General features: G+C 28.8%; 31 protein-coding genes. 19 read left to right on the top strand and 12 right to left on the bottom strand.

The annotated features are described in order from the left end of the window. Positions 1–19: 19 nt before the first annotated feature. Positions 20–214, bottom strand: a complete 195-nt coding sequence (locus tag HALO113_RS00590) for a hypothetical protein (RefSeq protein WP_159777170.1) — start codon at positions 212–214, stop codon at positions 20–22. Between the two features lie 298 nt (positions 215–512). Between HALO113_RS00590 and HALO113_RS00595 the strand changes: the two genes are divergently transcribed. From HALO113_RS00595 to HALO113_RS00645, 11 genes are all read left to right on the top strand, one after another. Next, positions 513–956 carry a hypothetical protein gene (locus HALO113_RS00595; RefSeq protein ID WP_159777171.1) on the top strand — a complete coding sequence of 148 codons (444 nt, stop codon included), beginning with the start codon at positions 513–515 and terminating at the stop codon, positions 954–956. Positions 957–1,135: 179 nt separating this feature from the next. After that, complete coding sequence (locus HALO113_RS00600; RefSeq protein WP_159777172.1) at positions 1,136–1,576, top strand: hypothetical protein; 441 nt, start codon at positions 1,136–1,138, stop codon at positions 1,574–1,576. A gap of 142 nt (positions 1,577–1,718) precedes the next feature. Continuing rightward, positions 1,719–2,570, top strand: coding sequence for a hypothetical protein (locus HALO113_RS00605; protein WP_159777173.1), 852 nt, complete (start codon positions 1,719–1,721; stop codon positions 2,568–2,570). A 397-nt stretch (positions 2,571–2,967) separates the two neighbouring features. Next, on the top strand, positions 2,968–3,453 hold the full coding sequence (locus HALO113_RS00610; RefSeq protein ID WP_159777174.1) for a T9SS type A sorting domain-containing protein: 486 nt from the start codon (positions 2,968–2,970) through the stop codon (positions 3,451–3,453). Between the two features lie 5 nt (positions 3,454–3,458). Continuing rightward, positions 3,459–4,670, top strand: a complete 1,212-nt coding sequence (locus HALO113_RS00615) for a hypothetical protein (protein WP_159777175.1) — start codon at positions 3,459–3,461, stop codon at positions 4,668–4,670. A gap of 74 nt (positions 4,671–4,744) precedes the next feature. Then, complete coding sequence (locus tag HALO113_RS00620; protein ID WP_159777176.1) at positions 4,745–5,146, top strand: hypothetical protein; 402 nt, start codon at positions 4,745–4,747, stop codon at positions 5,144–5,146. 92 nt (positions 5,147–5,238) lie between these two features. Further along, positions 5,239–6,978: a tetratricopeptide repeat-containing sensor histidine kinase gene (locus HALO113_RS00625; protein ID WP_159777177.1), complete on the top strand. Its 1,740-nt coding sequence runs from the start codon at positions 5,239–5,241 to the stop codon at positions 6,976–6,978. Then, positions 6,971–7,717 (top strand): LytTR family DNA-binding domain-containing protein, encoded by a 747-nt coding sequence (locus HALO113_RS00630; RefSeq protein ID WP_159777178.1) that lies wholly within the window; start codon positions 6,971–6,973, stop codon positions 7,715–7,717. Before HALO113_RS00625 ends, HALO113_RS00630 begins: the two co-directional genes overlap by 8 nt. Positions 7,718–7,831: 114 nt before the next feature. After that, on the top strand, positions 7,832–9,154 hold the full coding sequence (locus HALO113_RS00635; RefSeq protein WP_159777179.1) for a beta-1,3-glucanase family protein: 1,323 nt from the start codon (positions 7,832–7,834) through the stop codon (positions 9,152–9,154). 279 nt (positions 9,155–9,433) lie between these two features. Continuing rightward, positions 9,434–9,889, top strand: a complete 456-nt coding sequence (locus HALO113_RS00640) for a hypothetical protein (RefSeq protein WP_159777180.1) — start codon at positions 9,434–9,436, stop codon at positions 9,887–9,889. A gap of 292 nt (positions 9,890–10,181) precedes the next feature. Beyond that, positions 10,182–10,526, top strand: coding sequence for a hypothetical protein (locus tag HALO113_RS00645; protein ID WP_159777181.1), 345 nt, complete (start codon positions 10,182–10,184; stop codon positions 10,524–10,526). A 273-nt stretch (positions 10,527–10,799) separates the two neighbouring features. On the opposite strand, the gene HALO113_RS00650 is transcribed toward HALO113_RS00645, so the two are convergent. The 8 genes from HALO113_RS00650 to HALO113_RS00685 all read right to left on the bottom strand — a co-directional run bounded on the left by HALO113_RS00650 (position 10,800) and on the right by HALO113_RS00685 (position 16,373). Then, positions 10,800–11,183: an SRPBCC family protein gene (locus tag HALO113_RS00650; RefSeq protein ID WP_370519281.1), complete on the bottom strand. Its 384-nt coding sequence runs from the start codon at positions 11,181–11,183 to the stop codon at positions 10,800–10,802. Further along, entirely contained in the window at positions 11,180–12,133 is a 954-nt protein-coding gene (locus HALO113_RS00655; protein ID WP_159777182.1) for a hypothetical protein, read from the bottom strand. Before HALO113_RS00655 ends, HALO113_RS00650 begins: the two co-directional genes overlap by 4 nt. A 166-nt stretch (positions 12,134–12,299) precedes the next feature. Beyond that, complete coding sequence (locus HALO113_RS00660) at positions 12,300–12,686, bottom strand: hypothetical protein (RefSeq protein WP_159777183.1); 387 nt, start codon at positions 12,684–12,686, stop codon at positions 12,300–12,302. 10 nt (positions 12,687–12,696) lie between these two features. Next, the gene (locus tag HALO113_RS00665) at positions 12,697–13,041 is read right to left on the bottom strand and encodes a hypothetical protein (protein WP_159777184.1); all 345 of its coding nucleotides are present in this window, start codon (positions 13,039–13,041) and stop codon (positions 12,697–12,699) included. Further along, complete coding sequence (locus HALO113_RS00670) at positions 13,038–13,946, bottom strand: TIGR01777 family oxidoreductase (RefSeq protein WP_159777185.1); 909 nt, start codon at positions 13,944–13,946, stop codon at positions 13,038–13,040. The genes HALO113_RS00665 and HALO113_RS00670 overlap by 4 nt, the downstream gene beginning before the upstream one ends. 3 nt (positions 13,947–13,949) lie before the next feature. Beyond that, positions 13,950–14,771, bottom strand: coding sequence for a DCC1-like thiol-disulfide oxidoreductase family protein (locus HALO113_RS00675; protein ID WP_159777186.1), 822 nt, complete (start codon positions 14,769–14,771; stop codon positions 13,950–13,952). Continuing rightward, positions 14,768–15,811 (bottom strand): YqjF family protein, encoded by a 1,044-nt coding sequence (locus HALO113_RS00680; RefSeq protein WP_370519282.1) that lies wholly within the window; start codon positions 15,809–15,811, stop codon positions 14,768–14,770. Before HALO113_RS00680 ends, HALO113_RS00675 begins: the two co-directional genes overlap by 4 nt. Positions 15,812–15,866: 55 nt before the next feature. Next, positions 15,867–16,373 (bottom strand): GbsR/MarR family transcriptional regulator, encoded by a 507-nt coding sequence (locus HALO113_RS00685; RefSeq protein ID WP_159777187.1) that lies wholly within the window; start codon positions 16,371–16,373, stop codon positions 15,867–15,869. Positions 16,374–16,501: 128 nt separating this feature from the next. Between HALO113_RS00685 and HALO113_RS00690 the strand changes: the two genes are divergently transcribed. Then, a complete protein-coding gene (locus tag HALO113_RS00690) occupies positions 16,502–16,978 on the top strand; it encodes a hypothetical protein (protein ID WP_159777188.1) in 477 nt (158 codons plus the stop codon). Between the two features lie 69 nt (positions 16,979–17,047). Here the strand turns inward: HALO113_RS00690 and HALO113_RS00695 are convergent, their stop codons facing one another. Further along, the gene (locus tag HALO113_RS00695; protein WP_159777189.1) at positions 17,048–17,404 is read right to left on the bottom strand and encodes a potassium channel family protein; all 357 of its coding nucleotides are present in this window, start codon (positions 17,402–17,404) and stop codon (positions 17,048–17,050) included. Positions 17,405–17,517: 113 nt separating this feature from the next. Between HALO113_RS00695 and HALO113_RS00700 the strand changes: the two genes are divergently transcribed. Further along, the gene (locus HALO113_RS00700; protein WP_159777190.1) at positions 17,518–18,105 is read left to right on the top strand and encodes a glutathione peroxidase; all 588 of its coding nucleotides are present in this window, start codon (positions 17,518–17,520) and stop codon (positions 18,103–18,105) included. Position 18,106: 1 nt separating this feature from the next. Here HALO113_RS00700 and HALO113_RS00705 read toward each other — a convergent pair whose 3' ends face one another. Beyond that, on the bottom strand, positions 18,107–18,607 hold the full coding sequence (locus tag HALO113_RS00705; RefSeq protein ID WP_159777191.1) for a GNAT family N-acetyltransferase: 501 nt from the start codon (positions 18,605–18,607) through the stop codon (positions 18,107–18,109). Between the two features lie 106 nt (positions 18,608–18,713). Here HALO113_RS00705 and menD point away from each other — a divergent pair, with 106 nt between their 5' ends. The 6 genes from menD to HALO113_RS00735 all read left to right on the top strand — a co-directional run bounded on the left by menD (position 18,714) and on the right by HALO113_RS00735 (position 23,915). Beyond that, positions 18,714–20,381 carry a 2-succinyl-5-enolpyruvyl-6-hydroxy-3-cyclohexene-1-carboxylic-acid synthase gene (menD, locus tag HALO113_RS00710; RefSeq protein ID WP_370519283.1) on the top strand — a complete coding sequence of 556 codons (1,668 nt, stop codon included), beginning with the start codon at positions 18,714–18,716 and terminating at the stop codon, positions 20,379–20,381. An 88-nt stretch (positions 20,382–20,469) separates the two neighbouring features. Continuing rightward, positions 20,470–20,811: a DUF2853 family protein gene (locus HALO113_RS00715; protein ID WP_159777192.1), complete on the top strand. Its 342-nt coding sequence runs from the start codon at positions 20,470–20,472 to the stop codon at positions 20,809–20,811. Between the two features lie 100 nt (positions 20,812–20,911). Next, complete coding sequence (gene nadC / locus HALO113_RS00720) at positions 20,912–21,769, top strand: carboxylating nicotinate-nucleotide diphosphorylase (protein WP_159777193.1); 858 nt, start codon at positions 20,912–20,914, stop codon at positions 21,767–21,769. Beyond that, positions 21,769–22,695, top strand: a complete 927-nt coding sequence (locus tag HALO113_RS00725) for a YihY/virulence factor BrkB family protein (protein ID WP_159777194.1) — start codon at positions 21,769–21,771, stop codon at positions 22,693–22,695. Before nadC ends, HALO113_RS00725 begins: the two co-directional genes overlap by 1 nt. A gap of 23 nt (positions 22,696–22,718) precedes the next feature. After that, positions 22,719–23,282 carry a chalcone isomerase family protein gene (locus HALO113_RS00730; protein ID WP_159777195.1) on the top strand — a complete coding sequence of 188 codons (564 nt, stop codon included), beginning with the start codon at positions 22,719–22,721 and terminating at the stop codon, positions 23,280–23,282. A 72-nt stretch (positions 23,283–23,354) separates the two neighbouring features. Then, a complete protein-coding gene (locus HALO113_RS00735; RefSeq protein WP_159777196.1) occupies positions 23,355–23,915 on the top strand; it encodes a chalcone isomerase family protein in 561 nt (186 codons plus the stop codon). Between the two features lie 62 nt (positions 23,916–23,977). Here HALO113_RS00735 and HALO113_RS00740 read toward each other — a convergent pair whose 3' ends face one another. After that, on the bottom strand, positions 23,978–24,835 hold the full coding sequence (locus tag HALO113_RS00740) for an alpha/beta hydrolase (protein WP_159777197.1): 858 nt from the start codon (positions 24,833–24,835) through the stop codon (positions 23,978–23,980). Positions 24,836–24,905: the final 70 nt, after the last annotated feature.

Consider the following 24,905-nt stretch of genomic DNA (forward strand, 5'->3'; position numbering starts at 1 on the left):
TTATAAAAATGTTTTTTTATTATGATTCATCTTTAGTGGTTCTAATTAAACTTATACCTGAACTAAAAAATACTAATCCTAATACAGCATAAATAATTAGACTCTTAATATCTTGATTTCCTCCACCTGTATTGCTAAAAATTACAGCTGCGTAAATCAATGCCCCTATTCCTAAGGTGGTTAATACTGCTCCAAATATTCTTTTAAGATTCATAATTTTATATTTAAATTTATAATAGACAAATTTAATCTCGCTGGCATATAAACATTTTATATTATTCTAATGATTTATTATATTTTTATCATTTAAGTTTTGAAATTGTTTTTTTTCTAAAAAAAGTATGGAAAAAATATATTTTTTTAACAGAGAAAAACTGTTTTGTAGGAATAAGTACGTGTAAATACGTAGGAATTAGGCAAAAAATACGTGTAAATACGTATTGACAAAAAAAAGGCATTGTTTTATCTTTAACAAAAGATAATTTATAATACTAATAATTTTAAAAATGCCTATGACAAAAAAAATACTTTATATATCATTTTATTTTTTAATTCTATCCTGTGCTACCAAAAAAGAAAAATTAACATTTTCAAAATTTATTATTAGCGATGCTAAAGGGTACACAGAAATAGAGGTAGAGGAAAATGGTTCAATATATATAAGCGACAATCTAATAGGATTGGTCGATAAAGAAGGAACAATTACTACTAAGCACGGTACTCTTTTAGCTGAAGTGGATGAACAAAATTTTATACATGATGCAGACGGTAATGCATTAGTTCAAATCGATAAAAATGGCACCGTAGAAAATAGTGGAGGAGATGCGATAACATGGTCTGAAAATGGATTATTATTAAAAAACAATCAACCTATAGGATTTAAAATTTTTCCTGCAAACAAAGAATCTTTTCAAACCGCTTCCATATTGTTGTATTTGCACCGCACTATAAAATAGCTATTTCATAATAAACTTGCGCAAATGGTAATTATGTAACTTTTTTAAAACAAACTATAAACTTTTAAACTTTTATTGTAACTAATTTTAATCAATTTAGATATAAATGGAGTTTTTCTAAACATGAAAACTGAGTAAAGGTGTAATTTAGAAATAATAACTATTTAAAGTTTTAAAAGATGAAAAAATTAATTTGGTTAATTGGCTTGCTAGCATTTTTAAGTTGCGAAACAGAATCTGATAAATTTATTTATTCAAAATTTAAAATTACTGATGCGAATGGGCAATCTATAATAAGAGTTGATGATAAAGGTAATGTTTATAAACAAGGAAATAGAGTTGGTAATATTGAAAAAAAAGGGGTTATACTAGATAAAAAAGGGAGAATTGTTTTGAAACTAAGTGATAATAAAACCAGTTTTCTTGATAGTGAAGATAAAAAAGTAATAGAAATCAGTTCAACAGGAGAGTTTATAAATACTACTAATGATAAGATACATTGGTCTGATTCGGGTGAATTAATGAAAGGTGATGAAAATACAGGTATTGCAATATCTGCAACTGAAAAAGAATTACTTCAAATAGCTTCTGTTCTTCTCTATATATTTTATATCGTATAAAAAGCAAAGTTTTTTTAATTGAATTATTAATTAGTTGATTATTAAAATTTTATGTTTATTTTTTCTAGATGGTTTAAATAAAAAATTTTTTTATAAAAAACGAATTTGTATTTTTGTAGTCCCAAATCTAACAAATACACCTATGAAAAAACAATTACTTTCCCTATTAGGGTTTGTATTAGCTATCTTTGTACAAGCTCAAGAAACTGAAGTTTCAATCAAATTAAAACAAATTACAAGTGTAGAAACGAATACCAAAACAGGTGAATATATTACAAAAAAATATTCATTTCAAAATGGTAAGCTTACTTCTATTAAGACTTCAGATATAATTCAATCTTTTTTTTATAATAAGGAGGGTTATTTAGATAAAACAGTACGTGAAAATGAAATGAGTGATTGGAAGGAGATTGCTACTTATTTTTATGATGACAAAAATAATCTTGTAAAATATGTGAATGAATATGAAGATGGAGGGAAAAGTGTTACCAAAACTATAAGTTATAAGTACGAAGGAAATAAAATAAATGCAATTACTAAAAAAAGTAATAGCTCATTAAAGTTTGTTCAATGGATTGATTATACTTTAGAAAATGGGAGAATAATTAATGAATCGGAGCGAGATATTAATGGAAAAGTAATTACAAACAAAAAAATTGATTATATTGAAGGTGATCTTATTGCCTATAAAGGTGTTTTTGGAGATCGTTCTACAGATAGTTATGACTATGATGATAAGCAGTCTGCTATGAGATTATTAGTGCAAAATGTTTTTGGGAAAAACTATAAAACAATTGTAACATTAATTGCACCACATGAAAAAGAATTTTCACTTGAAAGTATATCTTATCATAACTTTTTAAAATTCTCTTCTACAACACCTTCAAAGAAACAATATGAATACAGTTATACTTATAATGATTTAAATTATCCTAAAACTCATATAGAACATACAGGATTGTTAAAAACTATTGTGAATTATGAATATGAATAATTATCTTTAATAAATTAGCAAACAGGCTGTTCGAAAAGTGCAATCTTGCCAAGTTGAACTTGTTTCAGCTTCTATAAATTATTTGATTTTCAACTATTATTAGATTCCGGAATAGAAGATTCAACGAAGTTGAATAAATTCGGTATGACAAATCAAGACTTTTTAGACAATCTCTTTGTTTTTTATAATGAATGAATAAAATGTTATAATTGATTTATAACACAAGTAAAAATAAAATTCTCTTTTTATTCCAATAAATTCCTCTTTCGTTCTTAATTTTTATTTCTCCACTATTTATGTTTTACATTTGTAGCGAGAATTATTTATGTCTATTAGGATTTTTTTATATTTCGAATAGTAGATTAAAAACTTAAATTAACCATTAAAAACTTGTATTATGAAGCACAAAAAAACAAAGTATTATGTTGCTTTACTCTTCGGTCTTGGCTTTATGACCACTCAGGCACAACAAAGCATGGTGAGTTCTGGAGGAAATGCATCCGGCACAGGTGGTAGTACTTCTTATTCTGTTGGACAAATTGTTTACACAACCCATGTGGGTACCAATGGATCAGTAGCGCAAGGTGTACAACAACCTTTTGAAATCCAAACCGTTTTAGGATCAGAAATCTTCTCTATTACTTTAGATGTCGCTATTTATCCCAATCCAACTACTGATGTATTGAATTTATCAATTAAAGAGACACAGTTTTCAAATTTATCGTATCAACTTGTTGATTTTAACGGTAGAGTTTTGGTAAATAGTTTGATTAATAATCAAGATACAACTATTATTATGAATGATTATCAAAAAGCTATATATATGCTGAATGTCGTAGAAAACAATAAAATTATTAAAACATTTAAAATCATTAAAAACTAAAATTTATGAAAAAAATATTTACCCTTATAACTTTAATTTTAACATTTATAGGTTTTGCTCAAACGCCTCAAAAAATGAGCTATCAAGCAGTTGTTAGAGATGCAAGTGATGCATTAATTACTTCTACAACCGTAGGAATGCAAATCAGTATTTTACAAGGTTCTGCATCAGGTACAGCAGTTTATATGGAAACACATACACCTACTACAAATGCAAATGGATTAGTAAGTGTTGAAATTGGTTCAGGATCAGTAGTTTCAGGAAATCTTTCTACAATAGATTGGTCAACTGGGAATTATTACATCAAATCAGAAACTGATGTTGCTGGTGGAACAAATTATACTATTTCTGGTACAAGCCAACTTTTAAGCGTACCTTATGCATTATATGCTGGCAAAGCTGCTGGAACATTATCTAACGGTGTTACAGCTGGAAATACACCCTATTGGAATGGTACCACTTGGGTGACTAATGGAAACAATTTTTATAATAATGGTGCAAATATTGGTATAGGTACTACAAATCCTACTTCTGCTAAATTAGTAATAAACGGTGGTAGTGCTGGACAACAAGGATTAGATTTAGCTACCCATGATAGTTATGCTAATATGAGAGTAATTCAAAATACAAATAGTTTAATAGATAAAGACTTATATCTTGGGTATAATAGTGGTAATACTAGTAAGCTTCATTTGTATTCTGCTAATAACGAAACTGTTACAGTGTCAAACAATATGGTGGGACTTAATAACAACAATCCTCAAGCTAGGTTAGATGTTAATGGGAATGTTAAAATTGTTGATGGAACACAAGGTGCTGGAAAAGTTTTAACTTCAGACGCTAATGGTGTAGCTTCTTGGGCAAATCCTGTAGCTACAGCTCCATACTACAGCTTTGTAACAGGTAACAATCAACAAATGACTTTTCCTGTAGGAGATACATCTGCAATGTTAATGGTTTCTTTGAAAGAAAATTGTATAGCATCTAAAGGAGCTGTAGCTACTATTTATTATGATGCAACTAGTAATACTGTAAATATTTTAAATACAAGTGCAAATGCAACTTTAGTAACAACTAGTGCTAATGTTATGCAATTAAATAATGGATGCGTGCCTATGACTTTTACATTTAGTATAAACAATGGTATTCTTACAATTGCTGTAGGAGGTGATCCAGGAGGAGTTATAACTTCTAAATGGATTGTTTTAGGAGTATAAATTTAAAATATAAAAAATAGAGAAGACTAATTCTTCTCTATTCTTTTTTAAAGAAACAATTAAACTATAATACTATGAACACAAAAGACAAGACTACTCCTCCAGGAAATTTAGTGCCAGAAGTTAGTTTTTCAAAATTAGAAACTAATATCACATTCCCAAACCCAAGACCTTCGACTCCTTTTCCTCCACTAGTACAAACTTATTTTGAAAACAAGCAACTTCAAGTAAATGCTGTAGTTTTAATAAACTCGCAAGCAGGAATTAATGAGATAGAAATATATTATGATGCTAATTCAACTATACCTAATTTCTATGTAACTTATGATGCTACTGAAATGCCTTCTACTAACTTTACGCTATATCAAGTAAATTTTAGTGTTTCAATAGATTGTCAACCTGAAACTATTCAAACTGTAGTTTGGAATGAAGATCCAGAAACTTCTAGAGGAACGATTACAACAGTTCAACCTTAATGATAATTAAAAATAAACTAAAGAAAACAGAAGTTTTGGCTTCTGTTTTTTTTTGTATTAAAAATAAGTAAATTGCTTTCAAATTGTAGCAAATGAAAACTCTTTATAATGTTGTAGTTGTTTTGTTTTTTTTGAATTTTTCAGTTTTTTCACAAAATAATAAGGAGAATGAAGAGTTTGAAAAACAAATTAAAATTAAAACAAATCAATTGTTAAAAAAAAATGATTTTAAGAAAGCAGAATTCTTTTTTTTAGAAAAAAATTGGGATTCTACTTTATTTTATTCTATGAAACAATTGAGTAGAAATGAAAAAAATGAAGAACTAAACAATTATTGTCATTTTTTTAGAGGTGTTAGTTTTAAACAAAAGAAACTGTTTCTAGAAAGTCTGAAAGAACTTAATTTGATTAATGAAAAATTTTACTTTAACTATAGTGTAATAATGCTTTTAGGAGAAGTAACTTTAGAATTAAAGGATTTCAAAAAAGCGAATGATTATTTCAAGCAATTAGAAAATGTAGAAAATCTTGAATTTTATGGAATAAAAAAAAGTACCATACAGCATAATTTGGGGATTAGTTATATTCATTTAAAAGAATTTGAAAAAGCAGAAAATTATTTGCTTCAGAGTGCTGCCTTACAAGAAAGTGAAAAAGATACCCTCCTTTTAGTTGGGTCTTATGGTGATATTGCTAATTTATATTATGAACAATACAAAGATAATTTAGCAATTCCATATTTTATAAAAGCTTATGAACTAGCAAAAAACACAAAAGATTTTAAACTTAAATTTCATACAGCAAATAATATGTCTGTTGTGGAAGAGAATAGAAAAAATCCCATAAAGGCTTTAGAGTATCGAAAAGAATTGGAAAAATGGAAAGATTCTTTAAATGATCAAAATAAAATATGGGAAGTTGCACAATTGGAAAAACAATTCGCTGTCAAAGAAAAACAGAAAGAAGTTAGTTTGTTGCAAGCAGAAAATAAAATAAAAAAGGCACAAAGAAACCTGTTTTTTTATTCTGCTTTAGCATTACTAGCATTACTTGGAACCGTAGTTTATTTTTATAAAGAAAAAGTAAAAACAAATAGCATCATCTTGGCTCAAAAAGAAAATCTAAATGAGTTAAATGCTACTAAAGACAAATTGTTTTCTATTGTAAGTCACGATCTTAGGTCGTCTGTAAATACGATGAAAACAAGTAATGCTAAACTGTTAGAAAAATTAGCGACAAAGGATTGGGATGAATTAGATACATTGCTTCATCAAAATAATAGTATTGCAAATAGCACTTACAACTTACTAGATAACTTGTTACATTGGGCCTTATTACAAACGAAACAATCTTATTTTGAAATTACTTCGCAAAGGTTGTTTTTTATAGTAGAACAAGTGGCTTATAATTACTTACCTTTAATGGAAGAAAAAAAGATTCATTTTAAGAATGAAGTTAGCAAAAAGGAAATTGTTTTAGTAGACCAAGAATCATTAAAACTGATTTTAAGAAATTTTCTAGATAATGCTATTAAATTTTCAAATGAAAAAGGATTTATAAAAATTTATTCTGAAAGTAATGATGAAGAAAATTGTTCTTTAATAATTGAAGATAATGGGATAGGCATGAGTGAAACAACAAGATTATCTCTTTTAAAAGAAACAACTCTGCTTTCCAAAAAAGAGAATGAAAAGAGTATCGGTACAGGTTTAGGTATGCAATTATGTAAATCTATGATTAGTAAAAATAAAGGGAAATTAGATATACAAAGCGAATTAGGAAAAGGAACAAAAATCATTGTATCTTTGCCCAAAAAGGAATCTAATGGATAATATTAATGTGCTAATTATAGAAGATACACCTTCCGAAAGTGAAGCATTAATTAAAGTATTAAATGCAAATAACTATAATATTGTAGGCGTTGCAACAAATCATAAAGAGGCTTTATCCATGTTTTATAGCACTAAAGTAGATATAGTAATTATTGATATTTTTTTAAATGGTTCACCTGATGGAATTGCATTTGCAGAAACCATAAATGTGGTGCCTAACGCTTCTAAACCTTTTGTGTTTTTAACAAGTTCTTCCGATAGGCAAATATTTGAAAGAGCGAAACTAACAAAGCCTTTTAGCTATCTAATGAAACCTTTTAACGAGCTAGAGTTATTGTATGCTTTAGAATTAGCAGTCGAAAAGTTTTACAATCAAACAGATGTTTTTCTTAGTGACGAAGAAAATACGGTTATTAGCGACGATTATTTGTTTATTAAAAAGGGGAAATCATTAAAAAAAGTGCTAATTGATGATATTATTTATATTGAAGTTGAAGAGAAATATTGTAATATCATTACTGAAAATGAAAAATTCTTGATTTTAATTTCTCTAACAAAAATTCTTGAATTACTAGATGAAAATATTTTTGCGAGAACGCACAGAAACTTTATTGTCAATAGTAAAAAAATAACCGAATTTATTCCTGCAGATAATCTTATAATTTTGTCTGGTGGTCATAGAGCTACATTAAGTGAAAAATACAGAGACATTATTAAGAATGTACGTACTTTAAAATAATTTTATTTTTATTCCTATTATTTACCACCTTATACCTATTTTTTTCTAAAGAGTTACTTTTGAATATATTTTTGATGGAGTAATTAAAATAACACTAACATCAAAATAAACAATATGTCAACTTTAAAAGTAATTTTTAAAAACAATAGTGGATTATCTGATAAGCTAATTTCTATTGGATTTGTTTCTGGAAGCGCAACAGCTCCATTTAGTATAAGTTACCCAAGTTCAAATCCATTAGAACCTTTGGAACTTGAAATACAACCCTTAAATCAAGTAGCAGGAGAAGGAAATTGGTATTCTTTTGATAAACTAAAAAATGGAGTTTCTATTGAGAATTTTAGCGGACGAATTTACATTTCTTATGGGCAAACATGGTCGGTTTTAAATCCAGGTTATGAACCTGCTCAAAATATTACGGATGTAAATTTCTTTCTTCGTTATGACAAAATGGAGTTAACATACAATGGAGACGCAACTGATGTAGCTGATTTAACTAGTATTGATTATTGGAGTATTCCTATGCAATTAGTAACTTTAAAAAATGGGGTTACGGTACAAACTGATAATGGAATAAACAATGGAGTTACTTCCCAAATGATTTACAATCAGTTAAATGCACTTACTGCTTCAACTCCATCTGGCTTGTCTAATGCTTTGCCAGCTCTAGTGCCAGGAAAATTTACTCAAAGCCCTACACAGCCAGGAACAGGTTTTGCTAGAATAATTGGCCCATCTTCTTATCCTCCTATTGGTGGTGTTCCAGTAATTCCATATCTACAATTTGACCATTATTTAAAGCATCTAATAAAAAATTTTGGAATAAATACCAAAGTAGGAGAGAAGATTTCTGGATTAGGTAATGGAGTTATCGCAACTATTTCGGGTCAATTTAATGGAGTTGGACCAAACGTACCTGCCTCAGGGCCGCAAAGTGCTCAAGCTTATAATTTAACAGCTTCTATAGATGATATTGGAAATGTGACATTGTCTGGAACTGTTGGTGAGAACATCACAAAAATGGTTTATGAAAAACAAGATTTGCTAAATCCTGACGGTATTTATGGTGCTAATGCTGCTTTTTCTCTAAATGGAGCTGGTTCTCAAAATCCTGCTAACGATGTGTATGGATGGATTACAGGCGATTTATTAGCAGGATTTAACATTGGTGCTATAGCTTCAGAAACTACTATAAACGGAACTAAGGTAGGAGCTATGCCTAGTAGTACATGGTTTACAATATCTAATGCCCAATTATTTGGTAATTTACAGAGTAATTCTTCTCATTATAACCAGTATGCGGCAACTTTACAGCCACTTTCTCAAGCGTATAACTTTGCTTATTCTGACCGTTTTTCACCTGTATTGGTTTCATTAAATCCTGCAACTATTGATACTTTAGAGATAGGATTATTTAATGTAACAGAAAGCAACTAATTAATAGAAATAAAATAGTATAGACTTTCTTACATTAAAATCGAATTATGGTTTTATGCTATAGATTTCTTGTTTGGTGGTTAAAATTTGGGCACTTATGACTTTTTTTTATTTTTTGTTATAATTACAATCTAATTTTATGTAAAAGATTGATAATTAGTTATATATGTTAATAAGAAAAAATATTTATAATAGAAGTGGAGTTCTGAAACCACTTTAATAAACGTGGAAGAATCTGAAAATCCTTATGAGTAAGAATAAACAAATAAATTTAAATAGATGACAACAACAAACGTATTTCAGTTATCAGCATTGAGTCAAAATGATTTAGGTGCTACAGATGGGAGTAAAATATTTTGTACTATTACTAAAGTTACAAATGGAACTCTTAGAGCTGGGTCTTTTCCTGTTAATGAGGAAGTTCATTTGCCAACTCCTCCTGGTCAAAATGGTTCAGGACCAACTCCAACTTGGTTTTTAATACCAGATGAAGCTATTTCAGAAACTTCATTTGAATTACAAATTAATTGTCCAACCGATTCTAATTATCCAATAACAAAAATAACAGTTAATGCTTCAGATGTACAACAATGGGCAAAAATACCTTATAATGATAGAGATAATCAAATTTACCAAGAAGGTGAAAACGGAATTTTTGGTTTTGCTCAAGAAGGACCTAACGGATTAATTTACACCATAACGGCAGGTGTTTTAAACCCACAATTGCAGGGTTAATTTTGTTAAGCTTAATTATTTATAAGAGATTATCCTTTATTGAATAATCTCTTTTTTATGATTAAATATTTTGTTGAAATGTAATTTATACTTAAGACCTTAACTAGGTATTTTTATTTGTAATTAAGTATTTGTACTTGTAAATAAATCAGTTATTTATACGCTATTCTTTTCGTTTTTTAGCAAGTAATTTTACCCCGTAATATTACAAAAGTGAAGTTCAGATATCACAATAAAAAACGAGGCGCAACCTGAAAAGCCTTATGAGTAAGGAACAAATAAAATATTAATCATGGAAAAAGCAGAATTTACTTGGCAGTTAGAAGCCTATGAAAAACAAGGAAATTTATTTTTAAAATGGGGTACAAATGCTCCATTTAGAGCGCAACAAGGAAGGATTTATGTTTATAAAGGAGCCTTTCCTTCTAATCCTACAGATAATGCTAAAACATGGAGTTGGGACAACGAACATCAACCAGAGTGGAATACAGGTTTGCCTTGGGGAACAGGTTGGAACTGTGCCTATGTGGCAGAAAAACCTGCCAATGGACCTTATGTGTATTTTATTAAATTAACTACTTCAAAAGCAATGGGGCCAGATGTGGCAAGAATAGCTGAACCAAGTGAAGTAAATTAATTTTAAAAAGGAGGTTGTCCTAAAAACCAATTTGTCATTCCGACGCAAGGAGGAATTTTATAATCAGTGTTATGTGATCTCTCCCTTTGGTCGAAATGACAAGAATACGGACTTTTTGGACAGCCTCCTTTTATGTTTAGTCTCTAATATTTATTATAAATTTTCATACGCTACCTTGAGAAAAAGCGTTAACTCTCTACTCTTTTAAGTACTTCATTGAATTTGTTTTCAAAACCTCATTCCGATTCCTAAGAAAATTAATCAAATGTCTTTTCAAAAACAAAACATCAAACAGTTTTCCAAAAAATCCAAATGGTGTTTCATACTGCAAAATATCTTGCATAATGGTAACCCATTTTTTTCTTCAAATAGATGTTGGTGCTTAAAACTCTTAAAATGACCTTTAACTTGTTCATCTACAAAATAAGTTGGAAAATCCATTTCTGAAATAACACTTTGATGCTGTATGTAAAATCCAAAGTGCTTGCTTTTCCAAGTTACGGTTTCTCCTTTTTCAATTAATCCAGAAATTCTCCCTGCAATCGCTTTCTCATGAGTTTGACTCGCTGATTGTTGATGCAAATCAATATTTCTTGTATTATTAAACACCACTTCTATTGGTGCTTTTATTTCGGTTGTAAAATATAGGGTAGTCATTTTTTGATTTCGCTTCTAGATTTAATAACTTTTAAGATATTGTTTTGAATGTCCTTCATGATCCAATTTCCCCAAATACGAGCATAAGAATTGAATGTAGTTTTCATTGAAAAGCTACTATATAAAATTAAATTGTATTGATTTTCTCCAATCTTTTTTAATTCATATGTTCCATTTAACATGTCAAAATATTCACCTCCTATTAAAATATGCTCGTCTAAAGTAGTGGATGGAATTTCGAAGGTATTGGCTTTAATTTGAAACGTCATTAATTTTTGATCTTCATATTGTGTTACAGTTTCATTAAAAATTAAACCTCTTTCAAAAATTGCTCTTCTAAAGCCTCCTACTGCTAAAGTATCTAACTCTGCTTTTACAGGTTTTGGAAAACCCAATAAAGTAATTAATTGTGAATGATCTTCATTTTTATGTATTTCACGAACTGATGTTACATTTTGCCAAATTGTTTCTGCATCACTAGTAATAACGATCGAAGTGTAAGTGGTATAAATTTCTGGTTTTGTTACAATACTATTTTCTAGGGGTCCTATTAAAAAGGGTAGTAAAACTAAAATAGAAATATTCACATTTTCATGTTTTTTAGATTTTCTAATTTTAAAATATCTTCCAACTCCTCCTCCTAATGAGGAGAAAATAAAAAATAATGGTGAAATCATTAACCAGCAACCCCAACCTTCAAGTTCTATTAAAATAGTGATGGCGATTACGGCAAGAACAAGTAACCACGGGGCAAACAGAGCATATCCTAATAATTTTGCTTGTTTTAAAGGAGATAAATAAACCATTAAGGCTCCTAAACCTGCTGGGACTGTCAAAAAGAAAGTCCAAGACATAACAGAAACAAAATCATCAAATATACTAGCTCCAAATAAGATTCTAATAAGAATTACAAATAGAATAGGGATAATTATAATTTTTATTTTTTTCATTTTTTATATTTTTTTAGCCCTGACAGTAATGGAAAACCTTGAAACTACAAAAGCTATTTTTTCTTAGAATACAAGAGCGATTGAAAGAAGTTCCTTTTATGTTTTTGAAAAAAAGCTTTTGTAGGGAAAGCTTGTAATGGAAGGCAGGAATGGCTTTAAATAATAATTAACCTTTGATTACAAAAGATTCTACTTTATGACTTTCTGTAGCTTTTCTTTTTCCTCTAAAGAATAAGTACAAATTTAAAAACAACATAATTCCTAAATAAATTGAAAATCCTCCTATTTTTGAACTTAATTTCTCAATCAAAGATTGATAGGTATCTTCATATAAATTGATTTCTAATATTCGTAAGGCAAAACCTAAATTTAATAAATAGAAACCAGTTTCAAATAATTTATTAGTAGCTAAAGCGATGTCTTCTCTCCCTTTAAAAATATCTAACATATATATTTTACTATTTTGAAAAAGTGTTTTTGAAACGTAATAAGTAAGAAATAACGCTACCGGTAAATAGATAGCATATCCGATTAAAATTTTTGAAGTATCCATAATATGTGATTTAAATTAATTTTCTAATGTATTTAGTAAGTAAAAAGATGTTTATATAATGCATGATGGCAATTGAGATAATTATTATAGCCGATTTTGATGCAATGATTTCAATTAAGTTTTTAAGTGTCTCTATCTTTTGCCAAGAAATTATCGTTCTTGCACAATAACCAATATTTGTTAAATAATACCCTATGAGCAACATCTTATTAATTTTATGACATAACTCTTGATGATTAGGAATTAATTGGGAAACGTAAATATTTCCGTTGTCATAACATATTTTTCCCACTTTTATAATTATGAGAAAGGTGGTACTAAAATAGATAAGGTAACCAATGATATTTAGATTCATTTTACTAGGTCTTTAAATGTTTTATCCAATGTATCAAATTGAAAATAAAATCCTTTCTGTAGCAATCGCTCTGGAATCACATTTCGACTTTTCAAAACCAATTCAGGTTCTGTACCCATAATTTTTGCACCTAATTCTAAAATTGGAGTTGGAGTAGGAAATCCAAAAGGAAATCCAAGGCTTTTTCGTAATTGCTTCATGAAAACTTTATTTTGAATAGGTTTTGGTGAAACTATATTGACAACACCTGTCATTTTTTCGTTGACTATAAATTCAATCGCTCTAGCAAAATCTTGCTCATGAACCCAACTAATAAATTGGTTGCCCTTGCCTTGTTTACCTCCTAACCCCAATTGTGTCATTCGCTTTAAAGGAATAAAAGCCCCACCATTTTTGCCTAAAACAATAGAAGTACGCAAAGCGGTTTTTAAGGTGTTTTTAGTAGGTACTTCAAAAAAAGTTTGCTCCCAAGTCTTGGCTACATTCATTGAAAAATCATCGCCAATTTCTCCATTCGTTTCCGTCATTTGTTTGTCTTCAGAATGCCTATAAATAGTAGCTGTAGAAGAATTCAACCAATGTTGAGGTGGGTTTTTGCAACTCAGTACGGCAATGTTTAAAATGGCAGTGCTATCAACACGAGAAGCTAAAATTTCTTTTTTATTCGCCTCAGTATAACGACAATCTACCGATTTTCCTGCGAGATTGATGAGTACAGTAGCATTTTCCAATTCGGTTTCCCAACCTGATAATGTTTTGGCATCCCAATGTACATACTTTATGCTATTTTTAATTTCAGATTTTCCACGCGTTAAAACTACTATTTCATCACATGAATGTTTGAAATAACGAATTAAAACGTTCCCTAAAAATCCGGTTCCAGCTGCTATGACAATTTTTTTCATTTTTTAAAATATTAATAAGAAAGGTAAGGCCAAAATGCGATAAAAAATCCACGTTAATGTTAGGTGTTTTGGTAATTGTAAGAGGTTGATTCTTCTGTAATGTTCCAATATCATTACGGTCACGGTGATGCCAAACCAACCTAAAACAATGTATTGATGGAGGGCTACAAATTGATTTAGCATTATTATTGGAAGTAAAAACAAACTACCTATTACAGAAACCGTAACTAAATTTCCAATATAATGGAGTTGGTCTTGTTTGTTAATCTTACGAATAAAAAGACATTGAAAACCTATTTGTCCTAGTGCTAATGCTAATTCTTTACCAAAAAGAGCATTTGATAAGAATGGTACTAATTTGACATATTGAAATAATGAAAAAGCGGTAAATAAAGTAGCTAAAACTATATATAAAATGCGATAAGTTACATTAAAATCAGGTGTGCATTCTATTTTTTTAGTAGTATTTTTTTTGTTTGGTGCAATTACTTTTCTATTGTAAGAAATGAATTTATATAGTTTTTTTAAAAAGAAATTTATAGGTTTCCAACTGCCCACTTTTTCCATCCAAGGAAAAGAAGTACCTATTACTTTTAATAAACTATCAATGCCATAGATTACTTTTTTGTTTTTGGTATCTACTAAAGCAATTTCGTTTTTAGCTCTATCTAAATCAATGTAAGTTTGTTCTTCATCTGTTAAAATAACAAAGGGTTTTCTTCCATTTTGATCCAGCATGTTGGCTTTGATGAACCCAGCAGTGTATAAATTACACATAGGGCAGTCTTCGTCATAGAGTAATGTGTGGTTCGTTAAGGTTTTCATGATATTCTTTTTTTATTTTCTACACTTATTTCAGAACCTTTTGCTACAATTACAGAAGTTGGTTCTGCATTTTTTAAAAACCCAAAATCACTTCCATAAACTCTTTCAAAATCAACATTAATTTTGGTTGCTATAACTTCATATTGTTCCCATCTTGGATGCTTCACTTCGTATTCAAAGGTTTTGTTTGAACTATATTTGGTATAACCAAAATAATGTTCGCAAATAAATTCAGCTTCAGTATTTTCTAGAATTGGCATCAAATCCTTTTGGGTTAACACTCCAATTGAATTCCAAGCATTATCCATTTTCCATTGATATTCAAATTCAATATTGTTTTCTGTTTCCAAAATACTATGTTTCATAGGTACGGTATGATAATGCTCCTTATAAATGGTATTAGCTACTAAAGTTAAGGCTGGTTTTGGTACAATTTCTTTGATAAAAACCACACCGCGTTTCCATTCATTATTCTCAAAGCGTTTTACGTAAAAGCGCAAGTTTACTTCCTCAAAATTGATATGAAAAGGAATTTTTAGCCCTAATAATCTAGTATTCTGAAATAAGAAACCAACAAGACTTACATAACATTTACCTTCATACAAATCAATTTCAGTTCCTTTGGGAAGGTATTTCTCTAAAATAGAAGGATTAATTTCATAATTAATTAAGAGTAAATTTTTCCAGTTAGCCTTTAAAAAAGAGTTGTTATTTATGGTCGCTGTAAGGAAGAAAGAATAAATTGCTATAAGCATAGGGATGAAAAATAGAAATACAAAATTTCCTAAATCATTCCCATAAAATAGATTGAACACAATTAAAGTAGCATTTGTAAAGACTAAAACCCAATAAGTTAATAACCTTTTTATTGTTTTTTTAGATAATTGTTTATGGTTTATAATGAGAATTATACCAATAGTTAACTGTATTAAGCCTAATACTATTTGAAATAGCATACCAAAATATATTGTAATATAGAGTAGTAAATTTAGGAGCAATGCAATTGCATTAACTTTGTGGAGTATTTTGAAATTTTTCATAATTTTTATTTTTTTAAAACTTTCAGAAAAAAATGAAAGTTTAGATTAAAATTTTTTATTTTTTCATAAACTTAACTAATAATTGAGCCAGCCAATTGTCTTTATATTCTGTTATTTTATCCAAAACATTATCTGCTTTTAAAACAAAATCATATAATTTTGAAGTTTGTTCAACAAAATGCTTTTCTTCATCACTTTGATTTGCTTCAATAGAAGAGACTTCTTTTAAAACCTTTAAAGCGGGTTTAATTTCTCTTTTACTACGCTCTTTTGAAATTTTTACAGCTAATTCATCTAGATCTTTTTCAGCAGTAAAAAATTCCCTTCTTTCACCAGCTTTGAATTCTTTATATACAATTCCCCAATCCATTAAAGCACGAATATTCATACTCGCATTGCCACGTGAAATTTGTAATTCTTCCATAATATCTTCCATAGAAACAGGTTCGTTACTTATCATTAAAAGCGCGTGAATTTGTGCCATCGTTTTGTTGATACCCCATTGAGAACCTAGTGCTCCCCATGTTTGAACGAATTTATTTTTTGCTTCTTTGTATTCCATTATTGGTTATAATGTTATTTAATGAAACAAAGATATATAAAAGTTTTTAAACTTTCAAAAAAAAATGAAAGTTTGTTTTGGCACAGTATTTGGTTTTATACTTATACTAACAAATAAAATAGTGTATTATGAAAACGATTAGTATAATAAACGAGAATATCACCATTACAAAATTAACAGGTATTTTATTTTTTCTTTTTGCATCTCTGTTTGCGCTAAAAAGTAACGCTCAGGTTTCGGTTAGTGTTAGTATTAACGCGAATACAAATCGTGCTTATGCTCCCGAATACAGACATGTACACACATCAAGATGCAATCATTATGAAGCTGTAGAATACTACTACTATCCAGAAATTGAAGCCTATTTCGATATTAACTCTGCTGTTTATATTTATTATACATCAAACGGTTGGGTAAGATCAAGGTATTTACCTAATTATTGTGATCATTATGATGTAAGAAGAGGTTATAGAGTGGCATTAGACTATCATGGTCATAGACCTTACAATCATTTCAACGATCATAAAAGAATATATAAAGCAAAAAAATATTATGCATCCCATCATCATGATAATGGAAAGCACAAAGGTCATAAAAGACATTAAAAATAGATTCTAGTCAGGTTGGTTTGAAAAACGAATTATCTTAATTGATGATTCGTTTTTTATTATTATTTAATCGGTAAATTTTTCTTGTTTTTTTAATTTCTTCCTTAAAATTTCTTTGCGTTCTTTATAGCGCATGTGAGTGTAATGATGTTGAATGGTGTTGATAAAACTAAGAATCATTCCTATACCTATAATAATATATAGAACTGTAAATAATTTACCGCCATCGGTTTTTGGAGCAAAATCACCATATCCAATAGTGGTTAAAGTTACTACAGAAAAATATAAAGAGTCTATTAAACTCCAACCTTCAATATAATGATAGGTGAGAGTTCCTACCAAAACAATCATTATAGTTGTAATTAATAAATCTCTATATTCATCATCTTGTAAAAATGAAATTAAAGTTCTGTAGAAAAACATAGTGCTTAGTTATTTTTTGAGATTCCTAAATTACAAAAAAAACTCAATATTTATGATTTGTTTAAGATAAAGGGCTTGTCAAAAAGTGTAATTTTGAGATAAAAATAAAAAAAATGAAAAAGTTTTTAATGATTTGTACAATTATATTTTTATATCAACAAAATGGAGTTGCTCAGAATAAAAAGAATAGTTCTAACGCTAAAAATAATATTATGAAGGAAACGATATATCAGTTTAAAGTAGAAGATATTGAAGGGAATACTTTTGATTTTGCTGCTTTAAAAGGAAAAAAAATAATGGTGGTCAATACGGCTTCAAAATGCGGACTAACTCCTCAATATAAAGATTTACAAGCTTTATATGATAAGTATAAAGATCAGAATTTTATTATAATTGGTTTTCCAGCTAATAATTTTGCTTCTCAAGAACCTGGTAATAATGAAGAGATTGCCATATTCTGTGAAAGAAATTATGGTGTTACTTTTCCGATGATGAGTAAAATTTCGGTAAAAGGAGAAGATATGCATCCTTTGTATTTGTTTTTAACACAAAAAGCTAAAAACGGTTTAGAGGATAGTGAGGTTACGTGGAATTTTCAGAAATATTTAATAAATGAAAATGGTGAAGTGGTAAAAGTTATTTCACCTAAAACATTGCCTACCGATGCTAGTGTGGTCAATTGGATTGAAAATAAAGGATAAACTAAAGGTTTAATAGTAATTGCATAATAACTGAATTTAGCCAACGATCAAATTTATATCCTGATTGTTCAATAATTCCAACCGTTTTAAAGCCTGCTTTTTGATGGAATGAAATACTGTTTTGATTTTCGGAATCAATTACTGCAATCATCGTATTTTTATTTTGTTTTTTTGCCAATTGTATTAATTCTGTGAGAATTATTTTACCTATTCCTTTGTTGTGATATTCATTGGAAACATATACAGAATGTTCAACTGTAAATTGATAGGCGGGGCGTGTTCTAAATTCGCTATAATAGCCAAAACCCACTACTTCTTTATTTAATTCTGCAACGATTACCGGAAATCTTTTTTTAAGTTTGTCTTCAAATTGTTGTATTTGCTCTTCTAATGTTCTTGATGAAAATTCATATATATTAGTAGTATAATTGATATTGTAATTGACAATTTCTAGAATAGAGCGACAATCTTCAATTTGATAAGGTCTTAGAATAACTTGCATGTTAAAAATAAATTATTGAGGTAAAGTTATTAAAAAAAGAGCCTAACTCTTTACCTTTGTCAACCAATTTATCCGTTCTTTAAATGAACATTATTGTAAAGATTTGATGTCACAAATAAAATATCCCAAAATTCCTTTAGCGCAAAGTTTAATAGCAATTTGTAAAGCAAAAGGACTAAAACATATTGTTATTTCTCCAGGTTCAAGAAATGCACCTTTGACCATTGGTTTTGCAAGTAATCCCTATTTTACTTGTTATAGCATAGCCGATGAACGTTGCGCAGCTTTTTTTGCATTAGGAATAGCACAACAATTAGATGAACCTGTAGCTGTAGTTTGTACTTCAGGTTCGGCTGTTTTAAATTATTATCCAGCTGTTGCTGAAGCTTTTTACAGCCAAATTCCATTAGTAGTAATAAGTGCAGATAGACCACACGATAAAATAGATATTGGTGATGGGCAAACCATTCGTCAAGAAAATGTTTTTTTCAATCACATTATTAATAGCGCTAATTTAACTGAGGAAGTCTCAGATAAAAACGATGAAGCTATTCAATATGCTTTGCATTTAGCGGTATCCCAAAAAGGTCCAGTACACATTAATGTGCCTTTTGAAGAGCCTTTGTACGAGACTGTTAATGCAATTACTGTAAATACAAAATGGATTGATTTTGAAAAAAAAGAGAATAATCCTTTTGTGATAGATGAAAAATTTGTTAACCAATGGAATTCAAGTAGGAAAAAAATGGTATTGGTTGGAGAGAATAAGCCCAATACAATTGAAAAAGAAATTATTGACCAATTGGCCAAAGATACTTCGGTTATCGTTATGACAGAAAAGACGTCTAATCTTTTTCACTCTAAATTTATTAACAACATAGACACGGTTATTACTCCGTTTTCTATAGATGAATTTGAATATTTACAGCCAGATATTTTGCTTACTTTTGGAGGAATGGTGGTTTCTAAAAGAATCAAAGCTTTTTTAAGACAATATCAACCAAAAGAACATTGGCACATCGATGAGTTAAGAGCTTATAATACTTATGGTGTTCTTACTGAGCATTTTAAAATAGCACCTACACCATTTTTTAATGCGCTTTTAAAAGATTGGAAATTTATTGATAGTGACTATGATGCGATAATACAAGAGCTTGTTGCGATTAGAAAAACAAAAACCGAAGAATATTTGAAGCAAATACCTTTTTCTGATTTTAAAGTGTTTGATTATATAAGTAAAAATTTACCAAATAACATCCAATTGCAAATTAGCAATAGTTCTGCCATTCGTTATTTACAATTAGTGTCTATAGATTCTTCCATTACCGTTTTTTGTAATAGAGGAACTAGTGGAATAGACGGAAGTACTTCAACAGCTATTGGTGCAGCTATAACTTCAGAAAAACAAACTTTTTTTATAACAGGTGATATTAGTTTTTTCTACGATAGCAATGCGCTTTGGAATAATTACATTCCTAAAAATTTTAAAATTATTTTAATAAATAATGGAGGAGGAGGTATTTTTAGAATCTTGCCAGGACATCAAGAAAATAATGTTTTTAATACCTTTTTTGAAACTACTCATCAATTAAATGCAACTTTTTTAACTCAAATGTTTAACTTTAGTTACTTTGCAGTTGAAAATGAAAAAGAATTAGAATCTCAATTTGTTGATTTTCTGAATGAAAATGACAGACCCTCTCTCATGGAAATAAAAACACCTGAGAAAATCAATAATCAAATTTTGTTAGATTATTTTAAAAAATTAAAATAAAATTATATTTTTATAAATAATTCTTGTGATTTGTCATAGAATTAACTATTTTTAAAACATCAAAAAACAAATTAAAAACAACAAAATTATGAGTAAAAGAGATGAATTAATTACTAAATACGCTGCTGATTTAAAAGATAAATGTGGTGTTACTCCAGACATGGATTTATTAACTAAAGTAACTATTGGTTGTGGACCATCTATTTATAATGCAGATTCATCCACGGTTTCGGGCAGTGATGAAAAAGAATTAGCAACTGTAAAAAACAATTTCCTAATTAAGAAATTAGGATTAAAAGATGGACCAGAATTAGATAAAGCAATTGCTGCAGTTATTGAACAGTATGGAAAATCAAATAAAAATAAATATAGAGCTGTTTTTTATTATTTGCTAACTAAGCATTTTAAAAAAGAATCGGTATATAAATAAAAAATAATTTATATAAATCCCGATTTTATCGGGATTTTTTTTGTATTTATGATAAAAAAATAAAGATGCCGTAGTTGCATTAAGTTACAAATTTTTAAAAATGATTTCAGAAGAACAATTTCAAAAAGAATTAAATTTAATTATTGCTAATGCCATAAGAGAAGATGTTGGAGATGGTGATCACAGTTCTTTAGCTTGCATTCCAAAAGACGCTAAAGGAAAAGCAAAATTATTAGTAAAAGATAATGGGATAATCGCAGGAGTGGATTTTGCTCAAAAAGTTTTTGCTTATGTAGATAAAGACTTGCAGGTTGAAACGTTTATTAATGACGGTGAAAAAGTAAAATTTGGAGATGAGGTTTTTCATGTTGTAGGAAGTTCTCAATCTATTCTTAAAGCGGAAAGATTGGTTTTAAATGCGATGCAAAGAATGAGCGCAATTGCAACAAAAACAAATTATTTTGTGAGTTTATTAGAAGGAACAAATACTAAGATTTTAGATACTCGAAAAACGACTCCTGGTTTAAGAGCAGCTGAAAAATGGGCTGTTAAAATAGGAGGAGGAGAGAATCACCGTTTTGCACTCTATGATATGATTATGCTTAAGGATAATCATATTGATTTTGCAGGAGGGATTACAAAAGCTATTGAAAAAACAAAAACATATTTAGAAAGTAATAATAAAGATTTAAAAATAATTGTAGAAGCTCGAGATATTAACGAAGTAAAAGAGATTTTAAAAAGTACTGGAGTGTATAGAATATTGCTGGATAATTTTAATTTTGAAATGACTAAGGAAGCAGTGGCATTAATAGGTAATACTTGCTTAACAGAATCTTCAGGAAATATTAATGAAAACACAATAAGACAATATGCAGAATGTGGAGTTAATTATATATCTTCAGGTGCATTAACACATTCAGTTTATAATATGGATTTAAGCTTAAAAGCAATATAATGTCTGAAGCAATCGAAAAAAAATTAGGAAAAATTCCTATTATAAAAAATTTGGTTGCATTTAGTAAAAAGATAACCTTTACATCATTGCAAGGGTTGTCTTTATACGATATTGTTGAGTTGTATCTTCTAGGAATCTTAAAAGGAACTTTTTCTTATAGAGCAAGTGCGGTTGCTTTTAGTTTTTTTATGGCACTTTTTCCATTTGCATTGTTTATTTTAAATTTAATTCCGTATATTCCCATAGAAAATTTTCAACAAGATTTTTTGATTTTTGTAGAGAAAGGAGTGCCTCCAAATACCTATGATGCCATTGAGTTGATTATTAAAGATATCATGAATACTAGTTATAAAAGTTTGCTTTCTTCTGGTTTTATTTTATCCATTTTTTTAATGACTAATGGTGTAAATGCAATACTTGGAGGGTTTGAAATGTCAGCACACATAACTATTACGAGGGGATTTTTTCGACAATATTTTATAGCTTTAGCTATATCGATAGCATTATCTTTAATATTAATCATTACAGTAGCTTCAATAGTGATTTTTGAAGTCGTAATTCAAAAAATAAAAGTACAAGGATTTATTAGTAATGATGTATATTTGATAGAATTAGGAAGATATTTGTTTGTTATTTTAATGATTTTGATTACTACTTCCATTTTGTATAAATATGGTACTACGGAAACAAAAAAAATAGCTTTTATTAGTTATGGCGCGGTTTTTACAACGCTTCTAATTGTTGTAAGTTCTTATGTTTTTGGTGTTTATGTGGAAAAATTTGCAAGATATAATGAGTTGTATGGATCAATTGGCACGCTTCTTGTTTTAATGTTTTATATCTGGATAAATTGTATGGTGCTTTTACTCGGATTCGAATTAAATGCAACAATTAACAAATTAAAAAGAAAAAATTTATATATTTAACAATTATTTAATAATATTCAACTATGAGAAAACTTTACCTACTGTTAACTTTTACAATGTTACCCCTAGTTTGTGTTACAGCTCAATCAAAATTATCAGGAGTTAGTATTTATGAAACCCTATCTTTTGCTGGTAATAGACTTGTTTTAAATGGAGCTGGTGTTAAAGAAAGAATGTGGATAGATATGTATGTAGCTTCATTGTATGTGCCTGCAAAAACATCTAACGCGGATCAAATTATTAATAGTACAGAACCTGCAATTATAAAAATAAATGTTGTTTCTGGTTTATTAAAAGCTGATAGAATGAAAGAAATGTTTGATGAAGGCTTTAAGAATTCTATGAATGGAAGTACAGATGCTTTAAAGACTGAAATTGAAAAATTTATTTCATTTTTCGATAACACCATGAAAGAAAATGATGAGTTTATGATTGTTTATAACCCAAAATCAGGTATAACAGTGTTTAAAAACAGCGTGAAACGAGGTGTTATTGAAGGACACGATTTTAAAAAAGCTTTATTTGGAGTATGGTTATGCGTTAAACCAGCAGACGAAAAGCTTAAAAAAGCAATGCTAGGTTTGTAATGGATGAAGTTTAAAATTATTTTTTTAATAATCTTTATTTTTATAAATTAGCAAAAAAACAATAAACTTATTATGAAAAAGCATTTTTTTACATTTATTTTTTTAATTATCTCTACTTTAAGCTTTTGTCAGACTACCATATCTGGAGTTAAATTAGACGAAACCATTACAATTGAAGGCAAAAAATTAGTTCTTAATGGTGCTGGAATAAGAGAAAAGTGGTGGATTGATTTATATGTTGGGTCGTTGTATTTGCCAAAAAAATCTACTAATGGTGCTGAGGTGGTAAATAGTACAGAGGCTGCAGCTATAAAATTAGATGTTGTTTCAGGTATGGTTTCATCAGAAAAAATGATGGGCGCTCTTGATGAAGGGTTTGTTAAATCAACTAACAATAATATTGCTCCGTTAAAAGAAAAAATTGATAAGTTTAAATCTTTCTTCAAAGAAAAATTCAACAAAGGGGATTCGTTTACGTTTGTAAATGTCTCAGGTACTGGTATAGTTGTTTATAAAAATGGAGTAAAAAAAGGAACTGTTGAAGGACAAGATTTTAAAAAAGCTTTATTTGGAATATGGTTGTCAAATAACCCTGCAGATAAAAACTTAAAAAAATCAATGTTAGGGATATAAATATAAAATTGAAAAGCATAGTTTTTAAATAAGAAACACTTTCTACTTATGAAAGTGTTTTTTTATTTTAGAAATGATTCAATTGCGTTAATAACAACTGTATCTCCTAATATTTTTCTGTGTCCTAAGTTTTCAGTGAGTATTATTTTACTGTTTTTTAAATTTAAATGAATGTTTTTAGAAGCTGTATAAGGGACATCGTCATCGTGTTTGTCGTGTATTAATAATATGGGTATATTACAATCTTTAGCAACTACATAAGATGAATAACTTTCCATATCAATCTGATATTTCTTTTCAAAATATTCTCTCATCTTCATTGCAATTTTTGGATTCAATCTAAGTTTGTAAACAAAGTCATTTAAAATATCCATTACACTATCTCCACTCCCTATAATAATAGCTTTTTTTATTTGTAGACCTCTCTTTATTGCATTAAGAATTGACATGCTTCCTAAGGAATGTCCAATCGCAAATTCAAAGGGGCCATAAATTCTTTCTAATTCGATAATGCTCTCTATAAATTCAGGCATTAAAGTGTTTTTTCCAGGGGATTTTCCGTGCGCTGGTGCATCAAAGCTTATGGTTGAATAACCTAGTTTGGTCATTTTATCGGCAATCTTTACTAATTGTGTACCTCTGCCAGACCATCCATGAACTAGTAGTATTTTTTTAGTATCTTTTCCATATTCATACACCATTATTTCTTTTTTAATTTTAGGAATTTGAATAAGTTTTTGATTACTTTCTTTATCCATAGTAAATTCCCTTTTAGGAATTTTGTATTTTATAGGTGTGGTAAAAAGCTTACTGGCCATTTTTACCGTTAAATGAGTGGATGTTTTTTGTAATATTGAAAAAAGATAAATTATCATCTTGGGAATTGAATTACTAGCTATAACCTTTTTTCTTTTTGTCATGAATTGAATTGTTTTGAAGCACTGTGTGGCAAAATTACTATTATTTTTTTCATTAATGTTTGAAATGAAT

Origin of the sequence: Flavobacterium sp. 9AF, from assembly GCF_902506265.1 — a bacterium.
Lineage (GTDB): Bacteria > Bacteroidota > Bacteroidia > Flavobacteriales > Flavobacteriaceae > Flavobacterium.